The organism is Rossellomorea aquimaris (assembly GCF_008180865.1).
In the GTDB taxonomy this organism is placed as follows: domain Bacteria; phylum Bacillota; class Bacilli; order Bacillales; family Bacillaceae_B; genus Rossellomorea; species Rossellomorea yichunensis.
In genome coordinates, this window is record NZ_VTEX01000002.1 from 768,834 (window position 1) to 792,984 (window position 24,151).

The window sequence follows — 24,151 nt, forward strand, 5'->3', positions numbered from 1 at the left end:
CAAAAAAACAGTTGAAACCTACCCACCCCCTCATACGTATATACACTATAAACAGAAGCACTTGAAAGGGGAACACTATGGGAAATATATTACTATTTTCAGTCATTGTCGGATTGGTCATGGCCTTACTCGTCATCCCGATGGCAATCATGAAAAAGCAGAATAAAAAAGAGGGGTATCCGTCATTTGCAGCACTGTTCGGAGCCACTCTCCTTATCACGACTATCATTGTATTCGTCTTCTATTACATGACAAATCTTGATCAGAACTTTACGAGCATCTGGATCTTACTCATCGTTGCTGCAGGAATCGGCGCCACACTTGCAACCGGGACCGAAAGAATGGTGAAGGGTGCACTGTTCCTTGGAAGTCTCCTCGTCGGGGCTTACTTCCTGACTGCCTTTGTTTTCAACGCCGATGAGAAATTTGAATCAGCGAAAATGGACGTAAAAACGGAAATCGAAGCGTTTGATGAGAAGGAAACGCCGGCAAGCGTCCCTCCACAATTCGCCCGTAACAAAATGAAGAAAGCATTTGGTCAGGTTCCAAATACGAGTTACTATGAGCTTGGACGACTGCAGATTCAAAAGGTCAATGGCGAGTACGTCTACATTGCACCGGTTGAATTCTCCGGATTCTTCAAATGGTTCAAGGGGGATGAAACACCCGGTTACTTCACGCTAAGTGCCACCGATTCATCAGCAAACCCTAAATTCATTAAAGAAGAAATGGTCTACACACCATCTGCCTTCTTTAATAAAAAAATCGAGCGACACATCCGCTTGAACTATCCGAAGGAGATCTTCAATGGTGATGTTCAGCTTGAGATCGATGACGAAGGAAAGCCATTCTATATTCGAACGTACGGTGAGTTCATTTCTGCACGAAACGGATTTGAAGCGAAAGGAATCGTCATGGTCGATCCGATGTCCGGTGATACCAAGTCATATAAAATCGATGACGTCCCGGATTTCATTGACGGAGCGATTTCACCGGAAACCGTCAGCCTCCAGAACAGCTATTTCGGTAACTACGTTCAAGGATTCTGGAACAGCCGCTTCGGTAAATCAGACGTCAAGCTTCCGTCAGATGAAGGGACCGAAGCCAATGTGAGCCCTATTTTTGACGAAAATGGTGACATGTACTACTTCACCGATTTCACCTCGCCAAAAGAAGGTGTCGATTCCATGCTCGGTTACTCCCTGACGAACTCAAGAACGGGAGAAGCAACGTTCTATACAGGAAACCTTGAAGAGTCCTACATGGATTCACAGGGAGCCCTGCAGATCATCCAGAAGAAATTCATCGAGAAAAAATGGGATGGCGAAATGCCGGTGCTTTATAACTTCTACGGAGAAGCAAGCTGGCTGACTCCGGTGCTCGATGCGAATGGTTTCTTACAAAACTACTTCATCGTCTCGGCAGCCAACCCGGAAATATCTGCCTATGCCAATACGCCAAACCAGGCTTTGAAGCAATACAAAACGGCACTCCAACGAGGAGGCGGCAGTGTGGACGGCAGCTCGAAAGCAGAGGAGAAACAGACAAATGGTACAGTCGTCCGTGTCTATAAAGAAAAGACAGGTGACTACACAGTCGTATCATTCTTACTAGACAACGGCAACAACTATATCGTTTCCTCGGAAAACAGCTTACTTGCGATCTACCTGAAGGAAAATGACAAGGTGAACGTGAAGTACATGGATACAGGGGAAGAATTCCTGCCAGTGAAAGAACTGACCATCGAAGGATTATAATAAAAAAACGATGAGGGCACATGAGCTCTCATCGTTTTTTTATGATTCACCGGCATTCACATAATACACCAGATTATCCGTCCACTTCCCAAACTCATAAATGAATCCTTTCCGCGTGCACTCATACTGCATGCCGACACCTTCTGCAAGGCTGATCGATGGAGCGTTATCGAGATTGATATGGGCCTCGATCCTGTGATAATTCAATTTCACAAAAGCCAGCTGAAGGGCTGCCTTCACCGCTTCCTTCCCGTAGCCCCGGTTCCAGTAGCGATTATGTATCATATAACCGACCCTGCCCCAGTTAAAGTTGTACCGCATCAGAGTGGAGAAGTCGATGGTCCCAATATTCGCGCCACCTTCTTTCAGAAAGATCCCCAGAATATAGACTTGGTCCCGATCGATCATCTCATCATGCTTCAGAAGCATCTCCCTGAACCAAAACTCCGTGCACTCACTCATGTCCTGATAGCCAACATCATATTTATGCTGGGATGGGAGCCTGTTCAGATGTCCCCTTAACCAGTTCTGGTAATCCCTGTTTACAAAGGGTCTGATGACCAGCCTTGGTGATTCGATGGTTAAGTCCTTATGCTTCATCCTTGCCCCTCCCTTTTCGTTTATTTCTATTTTTAATAGTATCAACCTGCCATTTAGAATGGTAGTCCTTTTTCAATAAAGCGGAAGGCGTCCCTCCTCTGAGAAACGCCTTCATCATTACTTGTCTTTATACCATTCTTCCTCTAGTTCCTTCTCAATCTGCTCATCGGACAAGTATTCTTCATCCAGCTGCTGCACATGCTCGGTGATCCGGTTAAGCTTGGAATGCACGACCCAAAGGCTGATTACCACGACTGCCATGAATAAAACGAGGATGAGTTCAAATTCCATATAATCGATGCCTCCTTTACCTATGTTTATTAATCAAACACGGGAAAAAGAAGGCTTTAGGGAGAAAAAAGGCGAATAGGTCCGAAAGTCCCCTCTTCATCCGGAACTCACGAAATACCAGTGTTCATCCAACTTTTCTATCTTGTTGAAGGCCCCTCCAAAGTCACCTGTACGGGGTCTCTCCCCTGATGACGAATAGACAAACCCGGAGAAACTATCCAATATCCCCCGAAAGGTAAAGAAAAGGACCTTCATATCCTTCTCCTTTTTCTCTACCAGAATATCGCCTCCACCTTTGGACACACCTTGGTATTCCCCGGGGAGGTGAATGATAGAGTCATTGTAGGGTACATTCGGGGTAATTGCCCCTTCATTTATTTTATTCACCACACTCATTCGATCATCATGATTCCTCTTGAAATCCATCTCCAATATGACCTTAGTGAAAGGGAAAAAAATCATGAAGATCACGGTCAGTACTTGAATGAAGAACGGTATCCAGTTCTTGTTTTTAAAAACGTCTATAACGGCGAATATGAGAATGACCAGGAAAAAACCTCCTGCCACTAACCAGAGAAAAGGCATCAAAAACGGCGTCAGGATGTGGACGAGTTCCCACTGAAAAAACGCCAGTGCCACTATCATCACACTGCTGGCTAGGGCCAATATGAGAATGACACTTCCCTTCTTCAATATGCTTTCGCCCAATAAACCAAATGTTTCGCATCCTTACTACAACACACACATGTATCCGACACCAGCTCCTGCTCAAACGGCATGCATCTAGAAGTGGCACCCGTTTCTTCCTTGATCTTATCTTCACAAGCCCGGTCCCCGCACCACATCGCTTTGACGAATCCGCCTTTTTCCCTAACCGTCGTTTTGAATTCCTCAAAGGTTTTGGCTACGGTTGTTTTTTCATCGCGATGGGCTCTCGCTTTTTCTAAAAGGTTGTGTTGAATGTCTTCCAGAAGTTCAGAGACTTTCACTTCCAGTTCTTCCATCGTGACCGTGATTTTCTCACCTGTATCACGTCTTGCTAATACCACCTGCCCGTTCTCGATATCCCGTGGACCAACCTCCAAGCGAAGTGGTATGCCCTTCATTTCATATTCATTAAATTTCCAGCCCGGCTTTTTATCACTCGCATCGATGTCAACACGGGCAACACCGGTAAGCTGGCTTTTCAGATTATACGCAAAATCAAGGACGCCCTCCTTATGCTGTGCAATCGGTACGATCATCAATTGAGTCGGAGCGATTCTTGGTGGAACGACCAGTCCACGGTCATCCCCGTGAACCATGATCATGGCACCGATGATGCGGGTCGTGAAACCCCAGGACGTTTGCTGCACATGCTGAAGCTTTCCATCGCGGTCCGTGAATTGAATCCCGAAAGCTTTCGCAAATCCGTCACCTAAATGATGGGACGTTCCAGATTGCAATGCCTTCCCGTCATGCATCAGGCTTTCGATCGTATACGTATATTTGGCACCGGCAAACTTTTCTTTTTCTGTTTTTTGACCCTTGATGACCGGTATCGCCAGCAGATCTTCACAAAGCTCCGCGTACACCTCCAGCATTTTCACCGTTTCATCATGAGCATCTTGATCGGTCTCGTGGCACGTATGCCCCTCCTGCCACAGAAATTCCAAAGTTCTCAGGAATGGACGGGTCGTCTTTTCCCAGCGGACCACATTGGCCCACTGATTGTAGAGCTTAGGCAGGTCACGGTAGGAATGGATGATGTTTTTGTAGTGCTCCCCGAACAATACCTCAGAAGTCGGACGCACGCACAGCCGTTCCGCCAGCTCCTCTTCCCCTCCATGAGTCACCCATGCCACTTCAGGCGCGAAGCCTTCGATATGATCCTTCTCTCTCTGAAGAAGGCTTTCCGGTATAAAGAGTGGCATATACACATTTTCATGCCCTGTTTCTTTTATTTTTGCATCGAGGGCATCCTTGATATTTTCCCAAAGTGCGTATCCGTAAGGTCTGATGATCATCGACCCGCGGACGCTCGAGTAATCGATCAGCTCCGCCTTTGTCACGACATCCGTATACCACTGGGCAAAGTCTTCATCCATGCCCGTTACATCTTTTACAAATTCTTTTGCCATTTGTGAGCACCTCATTTTTAATTGGATTGGTTTTATCAGCGAAATTTGGATATATCAGCGGAATTTTCGTTTTATCGGCGAAATCCCGGATTTATCAGCGAAATTTTAGTTTTATCATCGAAATCCTGGATTTATCAGCGAAATTTTCATTTTATCGGCGAAATCCCGGATTTATCAGCGAAATTTTCATTTTATCGGCGAATCGCCTTCACCCATAAAACAAAAAAAGCCCTGCTTCTCATCAGGGACCATTTCTGGCGGTACCACCCTGATTCAAAGCAAAGCTTTACACTCATTCCATGATAACGGTATCGGACCGCTGATATCTTCATTCGATACAGAACTTAGAGGCAGGTTCAAAGGTTCATCAATGGGAGCTTTTCACCAAACCGCTCCCTCTCTAAAAAGACAAGATCCCTTTACTGATCCTCGGCAATGTTTCAGTTATTTTAGATGATTATATATAGATATGCAGGGGCTGTCAATATTTGTTACAAAGAATAAATCCTCTCCATCTCCCGACTGAAGAAATCATTCCCATTCCTCTCATCAAAATCCCCGGCGATCTCTTCTGCAATTTCACTCATCACATCAATGGCAAATCCCGGACGATGACCGGCTTCAACAAGCTTACGGTGAAGAACAATCGCACTCATATAAAAGTAAAACATCCCGTAAGGATCCTTCCCACTATCCGCATACTCGATGTGACGCTCCAAAATTTTGATTCCCCTGACTGGTTCCGTTAAGGCAAGAAGCCTGATATGTTCGGAAGCTTCGACTAAAAAGTGTGGCTTATCATAAATGAAAAAGTATCCTTCTGACTGATAGCGTGAGGCTTCCTCCACCCGGCCATCTTCATAATAAGGCAAAAGGAGCTTACTATAGGTCAAGTGGGGGATTTCACCACAGGTCACTTCTTTTGATAATAAAAACATTTCAATGGGGCGGGCTTTTTCCTTTTCCCCGGTAAAATAAAAATACTCCAGCTGTGTCTGATATTCACAGGCTTCACAGTCTGAAAGCGAATCCCTTTCCGCTTCCATCCACATCTGATAATACTCTTCCGCTTCTTCTGCATTACCTGTTTTCAACGCACGTTTATGCTGATGCTGATAAAAGGGACGCAGACTGTAGCCATAACGTTCATACGCTTCTTGAAATTCACTGAAAAAGGCATCTAACAGTTCCGTGTCAATGCCGGGCATCTTCACCAAATGCTCCGCCATCCATTTATAGATCCAGAAGAAGCTTTCCACCCAATCCTGCAGGCTCTCTTCATTATCTAAAAAGAAGCCGTTGCACCACTCGAAATGATCGAATAATTCCTCATACTCCCCAAGATAGTTGACGGTCCTCATGATCCCGAACCGGCAGCAAAACTCCTTATAGAGGTCCTTTTCTTTCTGAGCAATGGACAACAGATCCTCTAAACCGTTCCACTTCTCATAACTTGCTTCTTCCCGGCCCATCAACTCTTCCCACCGGTCCCAGTATTGATCAGCCGTCATCTTCATCCACTTACCCCCTTTGTGTCTTTTCTATTTATTATAACATTCAGAATTACGTCTTAACTGTTTTTCCCAATAATTCCTGTTAGAGCTAATATACAAAATCACGGTGATCCCAAGCATGATCATCGAACCCGCAATCACAACAAATCGGATCGACACCAACTCGGCTCCCACTCCAATAAGCACCGTAGCAAGGATGACCAATACCCCTTCCAGCAATCCATACATACTGGCTACCCGTCCCATTATCTCGGCGGGAATATGTTCTTGATAAAAGGTTTCAAACCCTGTCGTCGCAAAGGCGAGGGCAAATGATAAAACAGCAAACCCGATCGCCGCTAATAAGAAACCTTCCGAGAAAGAATAAATCAGATATCCTCCGGAAACGAGCAGAGAACCAAATCCCATAAGATGCATGTGATGGAGTTTATGGGAAAGGGACGCGTTCAGGATCGACCCCAGTACAAATCCTCCCCCTGCAATGCTTACAAGATATCCATACGTACTGTTCGAAAGGTGCAATACCTCTTTAGAAAATGCGGCCTCAAGGGAATCGAGCGCTGCCGTCATTACCATCAGGATGCTGAACAAGACGTAAAGGACCATCACATAAGTAGTGCGCCGGCTGAATCTCCACACCATTCGCCAATCCTCTTTGATGACTTCCCATTTGGTATCACCTGTATCAACAGGGATCCCATCCTCAAGCTTCGGTAGAAAGAGGGTGATCACTCCTGACAAAAAGAGGGCCAGTGCATTCATATAAAGGGCAAACGTCGGTGTCCCCATCATGAACATCAGTCCGGCAATTCCCGGTCCAATGAGAAACGCACCCGATCCGATCAGCCCCCGGAGAGCATTGAAGCGCTGTCTGTTGCCCCGTGGGATGAAGGTCGTGATGTACGCCATGGACGCCGGATAAAACATGGCACTTCCCATATTGATGATCAACACAACCGCATACACCCACCAACTCGACGAAAGAAAAGGCAGTACCGCAATCAACACCCCTCTGAAAAAATCAAGCCCTGCCATCAGATTCCGCTTGTTGACCCGGTCAATCAAGCTTCCCGCCCAGCCATTTGTCAAAAGGGCCGCCACAGGCTTCAATACATATAAAATCACCACTGCCAGAGGTGATCCCCACTCGTCTAAAACAATCAAATTTAGGGCGATTAAATAAATCCACCCTCCTACATTTGAAATCCCGATGCCTGCCAGCAGCAATAAAGGATACTTCCACTTCCTCATTGGTTATTCCTCCCCGCGATATGTTTTGTGAAACAAAAAATCCCACCCCCAAGACGTTGATCTTGGGGGCGAGATTATTTATCGCGGTGCCACCCCAGTTCGTTAATATGTCGCCATACTAACCTTTTCGGGTACGGCCAAGCGGCTTATACCCTAGCCCTATAACGGGAGCTCCCGTCACACCATCCCCATTGCCCGGTTCCGATGCGCTGCTCAGAGTCTTGATTCAATACCGTCCCTCTTGCTCCTTTTCAGCTTCCGGAGCTCTCTGTAAAGATTTCAGATATCTACTCTTCTCTTCTTGGCATTTAATTGAAATTTTTATTATGATAGCATGATTGGGAGAGGAAGTAAATGGAATATTTACATCTTCAATCTTTCCTTTAACATTTCTTCGTACCCAGGTTTTTGTTTGATGATGGTGATGATGAGTTGGCGTAACTCGTCGAATTCCCTTCTGTCAGCCGTCGTCGCACACTCTGAATGATAGTATTCATATACATCTTCATTCACTCTTATCTTCATCATGTAACCCTCAAGAGATAGAATGGTGCAATCTTTACGGTAAGACAACTGTTTGTTCCCTTTCAGATTCAGGCCCTCTATCTTTGTGTAAACTTCACTCATTTCGTCTTTAGAGAAGGTTAGAGCTTTTTCCTCACCATCTTGATTTGTAATCGTGTCCGTAAACGTACTTATGGTCATCCCCCCATCAAAGCGGATTTCCACATCAAAGTTCGATTTATTCGTGAAGAAACCACTCAGCTTCTCGCTACCCAGGATTCCCCATTGCTCCCCCTTCAATACGGCAAACGCAAATACAACGATGAGAACAATGGCAAAACTGGTCAATGGCGCATACCACCTGCGCCGATATTCTTTTTCCGGCTTCCCCTCAGCTACTCTTTTCCTTACATGGTCCTTCATTTGATTATTAAAATCGAATCCTAGTAATCCTTCATCCGTCATTTTTCTAACCTGTCGCTGAAGCTCTCTATCCATCGTGATGCACCCCTTTTGGATACATTTTTTGCAGTTTCTCTTTCCCTGTTTTCAAACGGGTTTTAGCCGTATTGATGTTGATCTCCAAGCACTCGGCAATTTCCGTGATTTTCAGTTCATCATAATAATACAGAAATAGAACCTCCCTGTATTTGATTGGCAAAGATAATAACCTGGAATGCAGCTCCCTGCCCGTTTCCCTATGTATCGTTTGAGATTCCGGCCATCGACTCCTGCTCTCCTGAATCCACTCACTCAACTTATTTGTAAAAAGCAGCTTCCTCGTTTCCCACTTCTTGAGATAATCCTTACTCTGATTGATGGCTATCCGGATGATCCACGTCTTCAACGAGGAGTCTCCCCGAAACGAATCGTACCGCTGATAAAACCGGACAAACACCTCTTGAGCGATATCTTCAGCAAGACTGTAATCCTTCACATAAGAATAAGCGATATATAGCACCTCTTTGCCGTATTCATTCATCACTTCTTCCAGAATTCCCTCCTTCGACAGAGTGAAATCGTGTACCTGTTCTTCATTCAAGGAGAGATCACCTCTTTTCTACTACTTTGACGACTATGGAGAGGAAAAAGTTTGGTTTTTTTAGTGGGATTGGATATTTGAAAGGAGTTGTGGCGGGAGGAAGGGGTGTACTTTGGATTTATCGACCTTTATTTCGATTTACCGACCGTTATATCATTTTATCAACCGTTATCTCGATTTATCGACCTTATTTTCACGATATCGACCGTTCTTCATATAGCGACAAATTTCGCACGCCCAATCGGGACCAGATCTCTACACTGAAAAAGTTATCTGCCACTTCTGTGATATATCTGCCGTTCTCACGATTTATGTGGAATTTTTTATATGCATTTTTTTCCAGGTTATCTGCCGAATTCCTGATGTATCTGCCATTTTACAAACTTCGTCAAGTTTCGCGCTGTACCGACCGCTGTACCCGAGCCCAACCGTACAGCCTCACCAGAAACGCCATCCAAAACAAAAAAAGAGCACTCCCCAATTCCCGAGCGCTCTCCCCCATTAGCTTCCCATCTTACGACGAGTATTGCTAGGCTTCTTCGTTTGTTGGCTTTGCATGCGTTGATTCGATGCTAAACCGCCTGTTGCTTGCTTGCCGCCTGCCTGGGCTTCTTTTTTCTTTGCCAGCTGCTGCTTCATTGCTTCCTGCAGGCTGATTTTTTTCTTTTCTGGCTGTATTTGCTGATCATTATTATTCGACATAATGGAATCTCCTTTTGAGACTACTAAATTTTTGAAACTACCTCTATTATAATACATCCTCCACCAGAAAACATCTCGAGTTCCAAATAAAAAAGCCAACCCGTAAAGGATTGGCTTTCATTTTCTAGTGGTATCCATTCTGCCCGTTAGCAGAACCGGATGTTTTCTGTTTCGGTTTGTGCTTTCCGTTTTGCTTTGTACCGCCGTCTTTTTTCGTTTTCTTTGTCATGCTGAATCACTCCTAATAATTAGTCGGCATCTAGAAAACTTGTGGTTTTTGAACCATTCTTATTTTGTGCAAAAAAAGAAAAGAGTCTCCCGGTAATTACCGGAAAACTCCCTAACACATTAGGCTGCTGATTGAGGAACGTCTTCGTCGACTTGAATGACGGATCCATTGTTTAAGCGCTTTCTCAATGTGTAAATAAATGCTAATATTGCGGCGATGGTTACGACTGTCGCTCCCATATACGCTGTGCTCATTGATAATCCGAAACCGATCGGAGCACTCAGGATATACGTGAATGTCACCATCGTCATGAAGATCGCTGGAATCGTTGCGACCCAGTGAGGTTTCTTTTGCAACGCCAGATACATGGCACCTACCCAAAGGGCGATCATCGCTGTCGATTGGTTCGCCCAGGAGAAGTATCTCCATAATAGGTTAAAGTCGATTCGTGTCAACACGACTGAGATCACGAACAATGGAATCGCAATCCAAAGCCTGCTCGACATTTTCACTTGTCCTACTTTAATATAGTCGGCAATGATCATTCGCGCACTTCGGAATGATGTATCACCAGACGTGATCGGAAGAATGATCACTCCAAGGATGGCAAGTGTTCCACCGATTGATCCAAGCATAAGGATCGATACTTCACTTACAACCGCCGCAGGTCCGCCTTCTTTCAAGATGGCATTCAATTCACCCGGCTGGAATAAGCTCATGGCAGCTGCTGCCCAGATCATCGCAATGATCGCTTCTAAAATCATCATTCCGTAGAAAATTTTGCGTCCGTTCTTTTCATTTTGAGTCGTTCTTGAAATGATTGGTGATTGTGTAGCATGGAACCCTGAAAGTGCCCCACAAGAAATCGTCAAGAATAATAATGGGAAAATCGCTACTGATTCAGGATGCATATTAGTCAAGCTGATCTCAGGAATATCCGCACCTGTAATCACTAATCCCGCACCGATCCCAACTGCACTCACTACAAGGAGTGCTCCGAAAAGTGGATATACTTTACCGATGATTTTATCAATAGGTAATAAGGTTGCGACAATATAATAAATAAAAATTGCGGCGATAATAACACCTAAAGAAATCCAGGCTGGCGTCAGATTCGCGATCAATGCTGCAGGTGCTGTAACGAAAACCGTACCCACCAGCACGAGTAATAGAATCGAGAATGCGTTCACAACATGCTTCATCGTTTTACCAAGGAAGCGTCCTGCAAGCTCCGGTAAATGAGCTCCACCGTTACGGATTGAAATCATCCCCGTTAAGTAATCATGAACCGCTCCGGCAAAAATCGCTCCGAGTACGATCCAAAGGAACGCGACAGGTCCATAAAGTGCTCCCATGATTGGACCGAAAATGGGTCCTACACCTGCAATGTTCAACAGCTGAATCATGGAGTTTTTACCCGTCTTCATTGGAACATAATCCACTCCATCCGCTTTCGCATAAGCAGGAGTCGAACGACTTTCATTGATTACAAAGATCTTTTCAATTAATTTTCCATATGTGAAATAACCGATAATTAATACAACAATCGAGACCAGAAATGTGACCATGCTTATGATCCCCTTTCGTTCATTTATGAATACGCTTTCATTATAGCAATCATATTCACAGTTTCGTCACATTCTGTTCAAGATGTCGGAAATCGGGGTTAAGATGTTCTGAGCGGGGGTTCATGTGCAGAGAAAGAAGAGATGGTGCATGTTACAGATGAGCAGTTTGGTGCGCGGCTCCGAATGCTCGATTTGTACCAGGCACCCAAAACCAAAATTGTACCTGGTACAATAATCGGTTTATGTACCAGGTACATATCCAAATACCTACAACTCCAACCGCTCCCTCAATTCCTTAACATAATTCCTGCTCACCGGAATCGCCTCATCCGCTCCATGAACCTTCAACTGAAACACGCCGCTTCCCCATGGGATGAGCTCCTCTACGAAGGGCAGCTGAACGAGGTAGCTTTTATGGACGCGGAAAAATGGATATGTACTGAGCTTCGATTCCAATTCCTTGATCGGCAAGCGGCAAGTATACTTCTTCTTCTCCGTACATATAAAGGTTTCCCGCTCTTCACGGAATATATATAGAATGTCTTTAGGGCTGATGAATACAATTTTGTCTTCATCCTGAACCGCAAGTTTCCCCATCGACGGACTCTCGCTCTGCTCTTTCACTCCCACTTTCAAAAGATTCTTCAACCGCTCCATCGTTTGCCCAAGCTGATCTTCTTCAAATGGTTTCAATAAGTAGTCAACGGCTTCTACCCGGAACGCTTTAAGGGCATAATCCGGATAGGCAGTGGCAAAGACGATTTCCGGTTTGTGCTTCATTTTTTGCAGGGCTTCCGCTAAGTCTACTCCGCTCATGCCAGGCATTTCAATATCAAGAAATAAGACATCGGGTTCTTTTGTTAAGATGATTTCCAATCCCTTTTCAGCAGAACTTGCTTCCCCGACTACCTCCACCCATGAATATCCGCTTAAGAGATGCTTCATTTCCTCCCGGCTATAGGGCTCATCATCAATAATGGCAACTTTCATCCTTTCTCACTCCTTACCGTAAATTCAATGGTGGTCCCGTTTCCTATTGATGAAGTGATCGATAGACCTGATTCTTTCCCCATCATCATTTCCAATCGTGTGTTCACGTTATAGAGGCCGATTCCTGTTCCGGACTGTGATTCCACCGGCTCAAGCAAAAGCTTTTCCACTCTCTCTTCATCGATTCCGGCACCGTTATCCTCCACACGGACAGTCACCTCATCACCATTCGAATCAATCGAGATCTTTAACACAAATCCTTCTTCTACATTCTTCATCCCGTGCTTAATCGCATTTTCAACAAGAGGCTGAAGGGTAATCGAAGGGACCTTTGCCTGCAGGGCACCTTCGTCAATCTCATACACCACTTCCAGCCGGTCAAAGAATCGTGCTTCTTCAATGGCGAGATAAGCCTTTACATGCTGTCCTTCTTCTTTAAGGGTCGAGGTGGATTTCGTGCTTCCTGTCAGATTCTGACGCACAAATTGAGATAGTGAAATCAGCAGGGTCCTCGCCTTATCGGGATTGATCCTCGTCAACGACACGATGACATTGATGGTATTGAACAAGAAATGTGGATTGATCTGTGCCTGCAGTGCCTTTACTTCTGACTCTTTCGCAAGCTCTTTATGGGTATCGATTTCAGCCAGTTCCAGCTGGTGACTAAGCAGGGTCGCGATCCCCTTCGTTAATTCCATCAAGATCGGCGAGATTTCTTTTTCCGAATGAAAATAGAATTTAAGCGTTCCGACAATTTCACCCCCTTTTAAAAGAGGGGCCATGATCGCGGCTCCCAATGGGCATCCATTCCGGTCACATTGAATATCCTCTCTTCCCACCTTCATGAGCTCTCCCGTTTCGATGACCCGTTTCGTCGCTTCGGTTTGAATCGGGCGCCCTTGTTGATGGTGATCCGAGGCCAGACCGACATGAGCGAGGATGTGGGAAGTGTTCGTGATGGAAACTGCCAGAGCGTTCACATCTCTCATCAGGATTTCACATGTTGCCTGTGCAGAGGCGGCATTCAATCCTTTTCGCATATATTTCACCGTGCTATCAGCCAATCGCAGTGCTTTCTGGGATTGAGCCGCTCCCATTCGCTCTTCTTCATAAAAAACACTTTTAATGATCAACAGGAAAATTCCGGCTCCGACTCCGTTTGCAAGGATCATGGGCCATCCGATATCGGAAACGAGTATATAAGCATCAGCAAATGGCTTCGATAATAGAAGGATGAGAAGCATCTGCATCCCTTCTGCGACAAAACCAACCAAAAAAGCTTTTTGAGGGGAAACAAGCCTGTTCTTCTTTTCCCGCTTTCCGATCCATCCTGCCAGTAAACCAGCTAACACCGTCGAAATACCGCAGGAGAATGCCGTGAATCCTCCAAGAAAATACCGGTGGACCCCGGCGACCAATCCAGCTCCTAGTCCGATCCATGGACCACCCAGTAACCCGGCGACCACGACTCCGATCACCCTGGAGTTGGCAATCGCTTCATTCTGTTGAAGATGCCACTGCCATTTTGTATATTCTGCTTGAAATGGATTCACAATCAATCCCGTATATGTACCAACGATCCCAAAGAAACCAAACAGCAGGATAAGGAGCAGAGTCTGGGTTTTCTTTACATGGGTCCGCTTCTCGATTAAATGACGGAAGAAGCTGATCCTCGTCATCACAAAGGCAATGGTCACAATGATACCAAGCCTCTCCACCATTGCAGCTATCAACATAGGCTCAACCTCGCTTTCTGTTTCACATCAAAAAAGAAGACCCCCCTTAAACACGAATGTTTAATAGAATCTTCCCCTACTTGAACCTGTACTATGTCCGGGGAGTGATTTCCCCTATTTTAACACGAATCTTTATCTTTAATCGTGACCAATGCATTGATTTCCCCGCCGATCATGATGATGATTCCCGTTAAGTAGAACCAGATCATGAGGACGATGATCCCTCCGATGCTGCCGTATGTGGCTGAATAATTCCCAAAGCTTCCGACGTAATAAGAAAAGGCCAAGGATGCGAGTACCCAGCCAAGCGTCGCAAAGATTGCCCCCGGGAACGCACTTAAGCATTTGATCCGTTTACTTGGAGCAAAGAAATACAACCCAACGAAAATAATAAACAGGATGATGGGACTGATCGCCCAGCGAATCCCGTTCCATACCGTTAAAAATTGCTCTGAAAATCCGAATTGAGAAAATAATAATAGACCGATCTGTTTCCCGAACACCGGAAGTAAAAGAGCTATGACAAATACGAGAATCATGGCTAGTGTCAATAGAATAGACATGAGACGGGTCGCAATGAATGATCTTGTTTCCTCTACATCATAGGCACGATTTAAACTTTTCACGATGGCATTCATCCCATTGGATGCCGACCATATCGTGGCGATGATACTGACAGAAAGTAAACCGGAATTCCGATTCGACATGATGTCCTGTAGCGTTTCCTCGATCATGGACATCGTTTCCCCTGGTGCAAAATCCCTGACCAGACCCAGTATGTCCCCCTGCTCGACAGGAAGGTATGGCAAGAGTGTTACGATAAAAATCAGCAGTGGAAAGAGCGATAAAAGAAAGTAATAGGCAATTTGTGCGGCCAGGCCCGTTACATCATTCGCACTAATGTTTGAGAAAAGACTTTTAGAAAATCCTTTCCATCCTCCTTTGACCGTCTCATCCGACATGTTCTCACCTCTTTTCGTTAATACCCCTTAAATGAAGATGCAATAGGTTGGCTCTCTTCATCCTGAGTTGTTAGTTCATTTGATGTTTCCCTATCTGAAAACGTATCTTTATAAGCTTCTGAAGAGTCTTCGAAGGTTTCCTTCGTTTCCTCGATTATTTCTTTCACCTGTGGAGTCATCCCTTTGATTTCATCTACCTTTTCACTGATGAATTGAATATCCCTGCTGACCTGATCAGCTGTCGTACGTAATTTCTCATACACTTCCTTCGATGACTCGACCAGTCTTTGAGGATTTTTTGAGTATGTTGAAATATAATTCCCACTGTTCTTTAAAGATGTACCCATTTCCTGACGGGTCGTTCTATCCAAGAGGGAAAGCAGCCCTCCTGCCGCGGCACCTAACAAAACCCCTTTGAAAAATTTATTGCTTCCCATATGTATTACCCTCCTTCAAATGATTGTCTTTTTTTATTTTTTCTAATAATAGGCTGCAGCCGGACTCCACTAGATCATACACTTCTTGAAAATTCCCCGTGAAGTACGATCGGGAACATCTTTCTCCCGGCTTTCTTCCACCAGGTCCAGGAGCTTGAACACCTTTCCGTGATGATCACTATCAAGAATCTTCTTCATGTTTTGTTCATTCGAAGCGTCCATTGCCACGATGTAATCATATTTCTTATCTTCTCCTATGAATTGTCGCGCGAGCAAGCCATCACTCTTTATATTATTTTCTCTAAGAATGGCTAAAGTTCCTTCATGAGGTTTCTTCCCGACATGCCAATCTCCCGTGCCTGCAGAGTCAACCTCAATCACGCCATCCAGATTCTCTTCTTTAACCTTTGCCCTGAATATCGCCTCCGCCATAGGGGACCGGCAAATATTTCCCAAACATACAAACAACACAGATACCATGAACGCGCCTCTCCTAACGTTTTAACTTACCTACTCATTTCCCATTCCTTAATAGTGTAAAACATTCTCCGAAAAAAATCCTTCTCAAGTGGAAGTTATGTTGACAGGTTGGAGGAATCATGGAAAGATAAATATAATGAATGCACGTCAGAAAGGACGATACCAGATGGATTTATCACAAAATACCACGGAAAATATCGAGTTCATGGTCACTGCCATTAAAGAAAAATTAAAAATAGTCAATGCCGGTGCCGTAAAGCCAGAAGATTTCAATGAAGAAATGTATGAAGATCTTCACGACCTTTATGTAATGGTCGATCGCAAGGACAGATTCAGCCCGAGTGAAATGACTGCGATCATTGAAGAAATGGGTAACCTGCGTAAATAATCTTCAACCACAATATGTAAAAGGGGACATTCCCTCAAAGGTACAAAATACCTTGGGGAATGTCCCCTTTCATTTAGTTGTCCTATTTCGAAAGAAGCGCCAGTGATTCACGGTTGAATGCCGGAAGATCATCCGGTGTCCTGCTTGTCACAAGCTGGTTCCCGCATACGACGACTTCTTTATCCTCGTACGTCACACCTGCATATTCCATATCTACTTTAATGGACTTGAAGCCTGTCGCTTTTCGTCCTTCCAGTGCTTTTGCCGTAATTAATAATTGTGGACCGTGGCAAATCGCGAATACCGGTTTCTTCTCATCCATGAAATGCTTCGTGAATTTAACGAAACGGTCATCTGCACGCAGCTGATCCGGAGAGAATCCGCCTGGTAATAATAGGGCATCAAAGTCTGCAGGATTGACGTCATCAATGCTTTCATCGATTTTCACCTTTGCATCTCCCTGCTTCCCTGTGACTGATTTTCCTTTTTCTTTTTCAATCGTCACAACTTCATGTCCTGCTTCTTTAAACGCTTTTTCAGGATCTGTAAATTCTACGTCTTCAAACATGTCTGTAATTAACGTTGCTATTTTAGCCATAAAATGAAACACTCCTAGTTATCGTTGTTTTTTTATCACACATGTACTTTACCCTTTGTGCATACATTCAAACACGACTCCCTTATTTATCCATCGTGAATTGAGAAAAGATCGTGTTCCTCTGCACTTCATATACCTCTTTACCAACGATGTCATTGATGATTTGAATATTCCGGTCCACAGCCAATCCTAAGTTCGTTGCCCCTGCACCGTGAGAATGCTCCAGGCTCGTCACCGTATAGAAATGATGCCCCCGGTCTCTGTTCTCTTTGAATTCCAGCTTATAATTCCGGGAGACTTTATACTTCTCCTCATCTTCCCAGACAATTTTGTCCTCGAACTCCTCAAAAAACCATTCGGGAATATTCGGCTTATAACCCGTCGCCAATATCACTTTATCCGTCTGATATGAAAAATCACGCCCTTCCTGCCATTGACGGCAATTCAGGACGTACTGATCCTCCTCTTTCCGGATCTTACTCACTTCCGTTAAAGGCTGAATCGTAATGTCCGGTGAGCTATCACTGACCGAATGATTATAAAGGATGTTGTAAATATTATTGAGGGTATCCGGATCGATCCCATTTCTGAGCTGATCCAACGTTTCTAATGCCTCCACACGCTTCTCATACGTCAGCCCATGAAAATAATCAACATAGTCAGGGGCAAAGAATTCCTGTCCCAGCTTCGACGACTCTAGCTGCAAAATCCCTTCGGAACGGGTCAGCCATGTAAGCTGATAGGAATGATCCTTCTGTTCTTTTAAAAGGTCAAAGAACACCTCGGCAGCACTTTGCCCGGACCCGACAATCGTAATCGATGACCCTTCCATCGTCATGTTTTTATGAAACAGATACTTACTCGTATGATGGACGTCCACATCCGGCAGACCATCCATTCCGTCTAAAATCAACGGCTTGCTTCCCGTACCCATCACCACATGTTTCGCATAATAAATCTCACGCTCGTCGGTCAAGCGGTTATCGATCACAACCTTATAGCAGTCGCCTTCATCCGTGACCCCGATCACCTCACTATGAAATTGACAGCAGCTAAGCTGACTCACCACCCAGCGGGCATAATCATTGTACTCCTGCCTCGGCATTTCAAACTTTTGAAAAAAGAAAAATTTATATAAACGATTATGCGTATGTAAGTAATTCAAATAACTGTACCGGCTTTGTGGATTCGCAAACGTCACCAAATCCGCAATAAATGGAACCTGCAGATCCGTCAGATTAATCAACATCCCCGGATGCCACTGAAACTCCGGAGTCTGATCGAAAAACTTCACCTTCAAATCCGTCTTCTCCTCCATTAACGCCGCCAAACTTAAATTGTACGGCCCAATACCGATACCGATACAATCACATACATCCTGTCTACTCAATTGGCTCTCCTCCACATCTGTAATCTTTCTATTTTTACCCTAAAACGATGGTTGATTACCCTTTTTAGTGAAAATAATTGTGACGGATGTGTGCGGTGGGTGAATATTTTGACTGTTGAATTTCGCTTGATATTTTACATTTGAATTTCCAAACGAAATTTGACTGTTAAAATAAACCTGAGATTCAGCTGCTGAACTATTTTGCTTAAGACTTGCACCCTCAACGGTGTTTTTTATTATTCGAGATTGAATATTGGTTCGGGAAAAGGACAAATGTGTATTGATGCGATACTTCAAAGGGGATACAAACTTTTTATTATCGAGTTTCCGCTATATATTATCAACTTTCGGGTTATATTATCGACTTTCCAGATATATTATCGACTTTTGCACTTTTATTATCGACTAAGGAAAAAACGAAACGAACAGACATACACCTACACCACACACCCAAACAAAAAAACCAATCCCCGCTACAAGGATCAGTTCTTCCTGAATATCATTACATACCATCCTCCTTCTTTCACGATCGGTTCGACGGACTCCACTTTGAAATTTGTTTTACCGGCCAATGTCTCCATCTCCTTCTGCGACGGAATCGGATACAGGTTCTGGAAGGTCATGAAAAAGCTGTTGAAGGCACTGGAAAACTGCTGCCCGTGCTTGGACTTTTGCATCGGGGTCAGAACAAAGAACAAGCCTTCTTTTTCAAGCCACTTCGATGCTTTTTCAAAAAATTGCAATCTCTCTGATGGGTCGATATAGTGAAAGAGATTGTTGGCCATGATCATGTCAAAGAGCTGACCGGGTTCATATTCATGGAGGTCCTTACAAAGGATTTCAATATTTTCATAGTCACTGAGCGATTCTTCAGCAGCCTTTGCGACGGCTTCATGAATCTCGATCCCTACCATTCTCTTATCAGGATAGCGATCTCCTATTCTCTTCACATATCCTCCTTCCCCACAGCCCAGATCCAATATCGAATTTACATTGTATTTTTTAATTGCCTTCTGCACCTTTGGAAAGGCAAAGCGCTCTAACAGGATCGACGTTTTTGCTACAGTCGAGCCATGGACATCCGAATTGAAATGCTGCTTCGTTTGATTGCGCAATAATTGAGGATACGACAACAAGGCCGGTATGTGCAGCTCCATCATTTCTTTCAGCAAAATACCGGATGAATGAGGGTCCCTCTTTGAAGTCGGCAGCTTCCAGCGGTTCCTCGTTGTGACTTTTTCATCCTCCACCCGCTTCATATGCTTGATGGTGATGCCGACCTCAACCCACTGTTCAAGAAGGTCCATTTCGATATTTTTAGCAAGCGCCACTTCCTGAATGGAGGCAGGCTTTGTAAAACTATCAAACAGATCCATTTCATACCCTACATAGGCATGCCAGCTGTACAGAAACGGCACATTCTTTTTCATCCAAGTTCTTGCACGCCATACTTTCACCATTTCTCCGATCATAGTAGTGCCTCCTTTCCTTTCCAGGGATAGTCCTGGACTACCGTAAATTTTGTGTTGGACTTCTCTTCCTCAGTCAACGAATCCTTTCTGATCGGTAGCACTCCCCCCTGGACCATCCGGTCATACAGGGTTTCCCTCCACATGCCGAGACCTGATATGTTCAGCATTTGCTTGTAATGGGAGATTGAATCCCTCTCCATTCGCTGCAGGCTCTTATTTCGCATCCAGCCAACAGGTCGATACGGATACGAATAAACGAGGGCTGATAAATGGCTGAGATGCATTTGATGGGCAACCCTTCTTTTTCTGACCTTTGGGTACCACTCCAGATTTGCCGGATCTAATTTACCCGCTGAATACATATCACACAGCAACTCTCCAAGAATGCTCCCATCCTGTATCGCCATATTCATTCCTTCTCCTGCCATGGGGTGAACCGTGTGGACGGCGTCGCCTATCAGGGCAAGATGGTCCTTCACATAGGTTTCAGCATGATATTTCAATGGGACCATCAGCTGGATCTTCTTCCAGTCCTCAATTTGGTTCACGTACCCATCGAGATCCGGGCACATTTCGATATAAAGCTTATGAAACTCTGAAATTGATTTTTTCCTGAGCGTTTTATATTCCCCTGCCGGGATGAGGTAAACGGATCGTACTTCATCGTTTGGCAACGGGAATAGACCCAGGAATGATTGATATGTAGAAATGATACGTCCCTTCACCATTTCCTTTGGTCGCGGAAAGGTAACCGTTAAGAAGTGATGGTTGTACTTTTTCTCCTTCACATCCACATCCATATGGTCACGGGTGACAGAGCTTCTTCCTTCCGCCCCGATAATGAAATCACTATGAATCTCTTGAACCTCTTTCGTCCCGCGATTCTCGATGATCACCGTATGACCGTCTATTTTCTTACAGATTGTATTCGATCGATAATGAAATGTTGGATACTCCTGCCCTTTTTCTCGGAGAATCCCCTTTAACGTTTCATGATGGATCATTAATGAATAAGGGTATCGACTGGGAAGAATAGAGTAGCTCATCGTGGAGTTCTCCGCTCTCGATTTAGCATTTTTCAATTCAATCAGTTCCAAATCGGAAATGATGTGGCCGTTTTCGAACACAGAGTCAATGACTCCCAATGAATCAAATATTTCCAAGCTTTTGGGCTGGAGGAGTTCTCCCTTATACACTGAGCCTGGTCCTGGTAACCGTTCAACAACCGTTACGTCTATATTGCACTGCGCTAATTTTAAGCCGAGTGTCAGACCGCCGATTCCTCCACCGCTAATAAAGACGTTCGTCTTCATTTCTCTTCACCTCTTTCCATCTCTTTAACCTTTTTCCAGGATGTTGAAACTTGGCGATGTGCTCACATCCATTCGCCATGAGTAGACAGGTTCTTAAAAAAGAAAAGAGAAATAAGAAATTTGTAGAACGTACTATTTCCCGGAAAATATCAGCTTTTCATGATTCAAAAACCTCTGGCATTTACATATTTTGTCGGAATACTCCCTGAAGGCAATTCGACAATACACGAGAAAATAAAAAAAAACTCCACGACAAGAGTTCCCTCTCATCATGGAGTTTCTTCTATTTTTCATTTACAATCGGAAGTAAGATCGTAACGGTCGTTCCTTCCGTTACATTGCTTTGAATCGATAGTGAGCCGTGATGTTCTTTGATGATTTTTTGGCAAATCATCAATCCGAGTCCGGTCCCTTTTTCTTTCGTGCTGTAGAACGGTTCTCCTAAATGCTTCATGCGCTCCGGCGGGATTCCATTTCCGTTGTCCTGGATGGAGATTTTCGCATAACCGTCTTCTTTTTCAAGTTGAACACTTAGGAGACCCCCACTCGGCATAGCTTCCAGGGCGTTTTTCATGACGTTTAAAATGACCTGTTTCATTTGATGGGAATCACAATAAATTTCCGCTTCTTCCACAGAGAACCTTACATCGACTCCTTGCTTCAGGCATTCCATCTTAATGAATTCTACAGAGCTTGTAAGCAGGGTCGTCAATGACGTCAGGGAAAATTGAACGGCTCTTGGCTTCGCCAAGGCCAGAAATTCATTGGTGATGATTTCGATTCGATCGAGCTCTCCCTGGATGACCCCTAGGTAAAAGTCATCCTTCGCATTTTCTTTCATCAGTTGTAAGAAGCCTTTGAGTGTCGTCAGCGGATTTCTGATTTCATGGGCCACTCCTGCTGCAAGTTGTCCGATCATCGCTAACTGTTCTGATTTCTTCAGTAAATCTTCATTTCGCTTCTTCTCGGATAAGTCTCTGATGATGGCTGAAATACCGATGAGGTTTCCATCGTCATTTAAGATTGGATTCATGTTAAAGGCAATTTCGATCGGCGTTCCGTCTTTTCGGTACCGCACCGTTTCATAATCCTTTATTCGCTTCCCGGCCTTAATGGTCATTAAATTCTGTTTGAATTGCCCTACCTGGTCTTCCTGGTGAATAAAGGTGATCTTATGTCCTGTTATTTCATCTTTATTCCAACCGAACATCGATTCAAACTGCTGGTTGACCTTTAATACGCTTCCCTCCGGATCTAAAAGGACAATCCCATCACCGGCATGCTCAAAGTACGCTTCCAGTAATTCTTTCGCTTCCTTTAATTCTTCTTCCATCTTCATTTTCTCTGTAATGTCCTGTCCAAATCCATAAATTCCGATGACCTTGTTTTTGACCCGGATCGGGATGTTGGTGACAGCTACATGGCTTTTGCCACCTTCTCCATTTTCGAAGGTGGTGACAAATCTTGACGCTTCACCTTTAAGGGCGACTTCAAAATGATTGACTGCTGTGTGACGGCTGCCTTCCGCGATGAAATCACTGAAGTGACTGCCGATCATATAGGGAGAGATATGATTCCATTGCTTATTCACAGCAGGGTTCACTTCCTGGATAATCCCGTTTGTATCTACCATATAAATATTATCAGGGCTGTATTTCACAATTGACTTATACTTTTGTTCGCTTTCAATCAATTTTCTCTGAATATCTTTGATCAGGGAAATATCTGAAATGGAGCAGATGATTTCCACTACCATTCCATCTTGTACCACTGGAACGATGGAGGCGATATATTCTAAATCCTTGTATTCATCCTCATACGTCAACTCTTCCCCTGTTTCCCATATGCGCTTTAGTTTAGGTTGGATCTTCCCTAAGTGATGGGAATCAAATACTTCTTCAATGGTTTTACCAATCACCTTTGAAGGAGTCAGATTTAATTTTTTCAATAGTTCCCCTGCCGCCATCTCGATCACAAATTCATTGCCTTTCTTATTGATCTTATAGGTGATCGTCTTTTGGAGCCTGAGGGTGTTCTCAAGTTCCGCTTTCAATGAGACCAGTTCGTTTTCATAGTTTTTCTTCTCCGTGATGTCGTGAAGGATGATTCCGACACTGTCTACGGTCCCATCACTTTTGTAATTGGCCGGGGAGATTGTAATATTGCATGTAATCTTCCGTTCCTTATTCATCATAAAGGTTACTTCTTCCCCGGTTGTATTCACTCCCCTTATTCCATTCATCACTAAAGTGATAAAGGATGGATTCTGAAGGGGTGTTTGATTGCACAGGGACTCCCCCAGTACGGCATCCGAAATTTGAAACAGCTCCTGAAAGGATTGATTCATCTCCACTACTTTCCCTTTGTTATCAAGGATACATACACAAGTCGGGGTGTTATAAATAAGAGACTCATATATGGCCGAGCGGGAGTTATTCGAGTAATCAAGAGAAATGTGCTTCTCTCCACAGGCCTCTGGAACAATCATCACTAATTCTTTTGTTTCATCTACCTGTTTACGTTTAACTGTGTAGGTATAATGATTTAAACGGATGGAACAATTCTTTTCTACTAAAATTTTCTGAAGAAGATTATCTTCTTGCAGGGTCAATCCTTTCCATTCTTCATTCTCTTCTATAAAAGTTTGGCCTTTCACATCTATTATTGCAGCCGGGACCGGAATCGAATCAACACTCAATGCATGATAGGGTTGCATATAAGCCATAGTACCTTCCTTTTTCGTAACGTTATTTACCACCATTTTACCCTACCTCTTCAAACATATAAACGGTCAATATATTTCATAT

21 protein-coding genes, 1 pseudogene and 2 other annotated features are annotated in these 24,151 nt (G+C 44.2%); of the genes and pseudogenes, 2 read left to right on the forward strand and 20 right to left on the reverse strand.

The window, feature by feature from the left end; all coding sequences use genetic code 11:
- Positions 1-77 precede the first annotated feature (77 nt).
- Positions 78-1,757, forward strand: a complete 1,680-nt coding sequence (locus FZC88_RS11410; RefSeq protein ID WP_148994954.1) for a DUF3159 domain-containing protein — start codon at positions 78-80, stop codon at positions 1,755-1,757.
- Between the two features lie 39 nt (positions 1,758-1,796).
- On the opposite strand, the gene FZC88_RS11415 is transcribed toward FZC88_RS11410, so the two are convergent.
- From FZC88_RS11415 to FZC88_RS11480, 15 genes and pseudogenes are all read right to left on the reverse strand, one after another.
- A complete protein-coding gene (locus tag FZC88_RS11415; RefSeq protein WP_148994955.1) occupies positions 1,797-2,357 on the reverse strand; it encodes a GNAT family N-acetyltransferase in 561 nt (186 codons plus the stop codon).
- 117 nt (positions 2,358-2,474) lie between these two features.
- A complete protein-coding gene (locus FZC88_RS24010; RefSeq protein WP_187443194.1) occupies positions 2,475-2,648 on the reverse strand; it encodes a hypothetical protein in 174 nt (57 codons plus the stop codon).
- A gap of 96 nt (positions 2,649-2,744) precedes the next feature.
- Complete coding sequence (locus FZC88_RS11420) at positions 2,745-3,341, reverse strand: hypothetical protein (RefSeq protein WP_148994956.1); 597 nt, start codon at positions 3,339-3,341, stop codon at positions 2,745-2,747.
- Positions 3,338-4,768, reverse strand: a complete 1,431-nt coding sequence (proS, locus tag FZC88_RS11425) for a proline--tRNA ligase (protein WP_148967409.1) — start codon at positions 4,766-4,768, stop codon at positions 3,338-3,340. The genes FZC88_RS11420 and proS overlap by 4 nt, the downstream gene beginning before the upstream one ends.
- Before the next feature lie 240 nt (positions 4,769-5,008).
- Positions 5,009-5,213: a binding site (T-box leader), on the reverse strand.
- 46 nt (positions 5,214-5,259) lie between these two features.
- Positions 5,260-6,285, reverse strand: a complete 1,026-nt coding sequence (locus FZC88_RS11430) for a hypothetical protein (RefSeq protein WP_148994957.1) — start codon at positions 6,283-6,285, stop codon at positions 5,260-5,262.
- A gap of 24 nt (positions 6,286-6,309) precedes the next feature.
- Positions 6,310-7,533: an MFS transporter gene (locus FZC88_RS11435; protein ID WP_148994958.1), complete on the reverse strand. Its 1,224-nt coding sequence runs from the start codon at positions 7,531-7,533 to the stop codon at positions 6,310-6,312.
- A 61-nt stretch (positions 7,534-7,594) separates the two neighbouring features.
- Positions 7,595-7,845: a binding site (T-box leader), on the reverse strand.
- A gap of 51 nt (positions 7,846-7,896) precedes the next feature.
- Positions 7,897-8,535, reverse strand: coding sequence for a hypothetical protein (locus FZC88_RS11440; RefSeq protein WP_148994959.1), 639 nt, complete (start codon positions 8,533-8,535; stop codon positions 7,897-7,899).
- A complete protein-coding gene (locus FZC88_RS11445; RefSeq protein WP_148994960.1) occupies positions 8,528-9,079 on the reverse strand; it encodes a sigma-70 family RNA polymerase sigma factor in 552 nt (183 codons plus the stop codon). Before FZC88_RS11445 ends, FZC88_RS11440 begins: the two co-directional genes overlap by 8 nt.
- 501 nt (positions 9,080-9,580) lie before the next feature.
- Positions 9,581-9,781, reverse strand: a complete 201-nt coding sequence (locus FZC88_RS11450; RefSeq protein ID WP_113968695.1) for a hypothetical protein — start codon at positions 9,779-9,781, stop codon at positions 9,581-9,583.
- Positions 9,782-10,129: 348 nt separating this feature from the next.
- The gene (locus FZC88_RS11455; RefSeq protein WP_148994961.1) at positions 10,130-11,578 is read right to left on the reverse strand and encodes a carbon starvation CstA family protein; all 1,449 of its coding nucleotides are present in this window, start codon (positions 11,576-11,578) and stop codon (positions 10,130-10,132) included.
- A gap of 267 nt (positions 11,579-11,845) precedes the next feature.
- Positions 11,846-12,568, reverse strand: a complete 723-nt coding sequence (locus tag FZC88_RS11460; RefSeq protein ID WP_148994962.1) for a LytR/AlgR family response regulator transcription factor — start codon at positions 12,566-12,568, stop codon at positions 11,846-11,848.
- Positions 12,565-14,304 (reverse strand): sensor histidine kinase, encoded by a 1,740-nt coding sequence (locus FZC88_RS11465; RefSeq protein WP_148994963.1) that lies wholly within the window; start codon positions 14,302-14,304, stop codon positions 12,565-12,567. The genes FZC88_RS11460 and FZC88_RS11465 overlap by 4 nt, the downstream gene beginning before the upstream one ends.
- A 119-nt stretch (positions 14,305-14,423) precedes the next feature.
- Positions 14,424-15,266, reverse strand: a complete 843-nt coding sequence (locus FZC88_RS11470; protein WP_148967403.1) for a YihY/virulence factor BrkB family protein — start codon at positions 15,264-15,266, stop codon at positions 14,424-14,426.
- Between the two features lie 17 nt (positions 15,267-15,283).
- Positions 15,284-15,703 carry a hypothetical protein gene (locus tag FZC88_RS11475; RefSeq protein WP_148994964.1) on the reverse strand — a complete coding sequence of 140 codons (420 nt, stop codon included), beginning with the start codon at positions 15,701-15,703 and terminating at the stop codon, positions 15,284-15,286.
- Positions 15,690-16,183, reverse strand: a pseudogene (locus tag FZC88_RS11480) (low molecular weight protein-tyrosine-phosphatase). Before FZC88_RS11480 ends, FZC88_RS11475 begins: the two are co-directional and overlap by 14 nt.
- 166 nt (positions 16,184-16,349) lie before the next feature.
- On the opposite strand from FZC88_RS11480, the gene FZC88_RS11485 reads away from it, so the two are divergent.
- Positions 16,350-16,571, forward strand: a complete 222-nt coding sequence (locus tag FZC88_RS11485; RefSeq protein ID WP_044338940.1) for a DUF1128 domain-containing protein — start codon at positions 16,350-16,352, stop codon at positions 16,569-16,571.
- Between the two features lie 82 nt (positions 16,572-16,653).
- Here the strand turns inward: FZC88_RS11485 and FZC88_RS11490 are convergent, their stop codons facing one another.
- The 5 genes from FZC88_RS11490 to FZC88_RS11510 all read right to left on the reverse strand — a co-directional run bounded on the left by FZC88_RS11490 (position 16,654) and on the right by FZC88_RS11510 (position 24,105).
- Positions 16,654-17,169: a type 1 glutamine amidotransferase domain-containing protein gene (locus FZC88_RS11490; protein WP_148994965.1), complete on the reverse strand. Its 516-nt coding sequence runs from the start codon at positions 17,167-17,169 to the stop codon at positions 16,654-16,656.
- Positions 17,170-17,251: 82 nt separating this feature from the next.
- Positions 17,252-18,559: a lysine N(6)-hydroxylase/L-ornithine N(5)-oxygenase family protein gene (locus tag FZC88_RS11495; RefSeq protein ID WP_148994966.1), complete on the reverse strand. Its 1,308-nt coding sequence runs from the start codon at positions 18,557-18,559 to the stop codon at positions 17,252-17,254.
- Positions 18,560-19,041: 482 nt separating this feature from the next.
- Positions 19,042-20,031, reverse strand: a complete 990-nt coding sequence (locus tag FZC88_RS11500) for a class I SAM-dependent methyltransferase (RefSeq protein WP_148994967.1) — start codon at positions 20,029-20,031, stop codon at positions 19,042-19,044.
- Positions 20,028-21,344 (reverse strand): FAD-dependent oxidoreductase, encoded by a 1,317-nt coding sequence (locus FZC88_RS11505; RefSeq protein ID WP_148994968.1) that lies wholly within the window; start codon positions 21,342-21,344, stop codon positions 20,028-20,030. Before FZC88_RS11505 ends, FZC88_RS11500 begins: the two co-directional genes overlap by 4 nt.
- Positions 21,345-21,627: 283 nt before the next feature.
- Positions 21,628-24,105: a PAS domain-containing protein gene (locus tag FZC88_RS11510; RefSeq protein WP_148994969.1), complete on the reverse strand. Its 2,478-nt coding sequence runs from the start codon at positions 24,103-24,105 to the stop codon at positions 21,628-21,630.
- Positions 24,106-24,151: the final 46 nt, after the last annotated feature.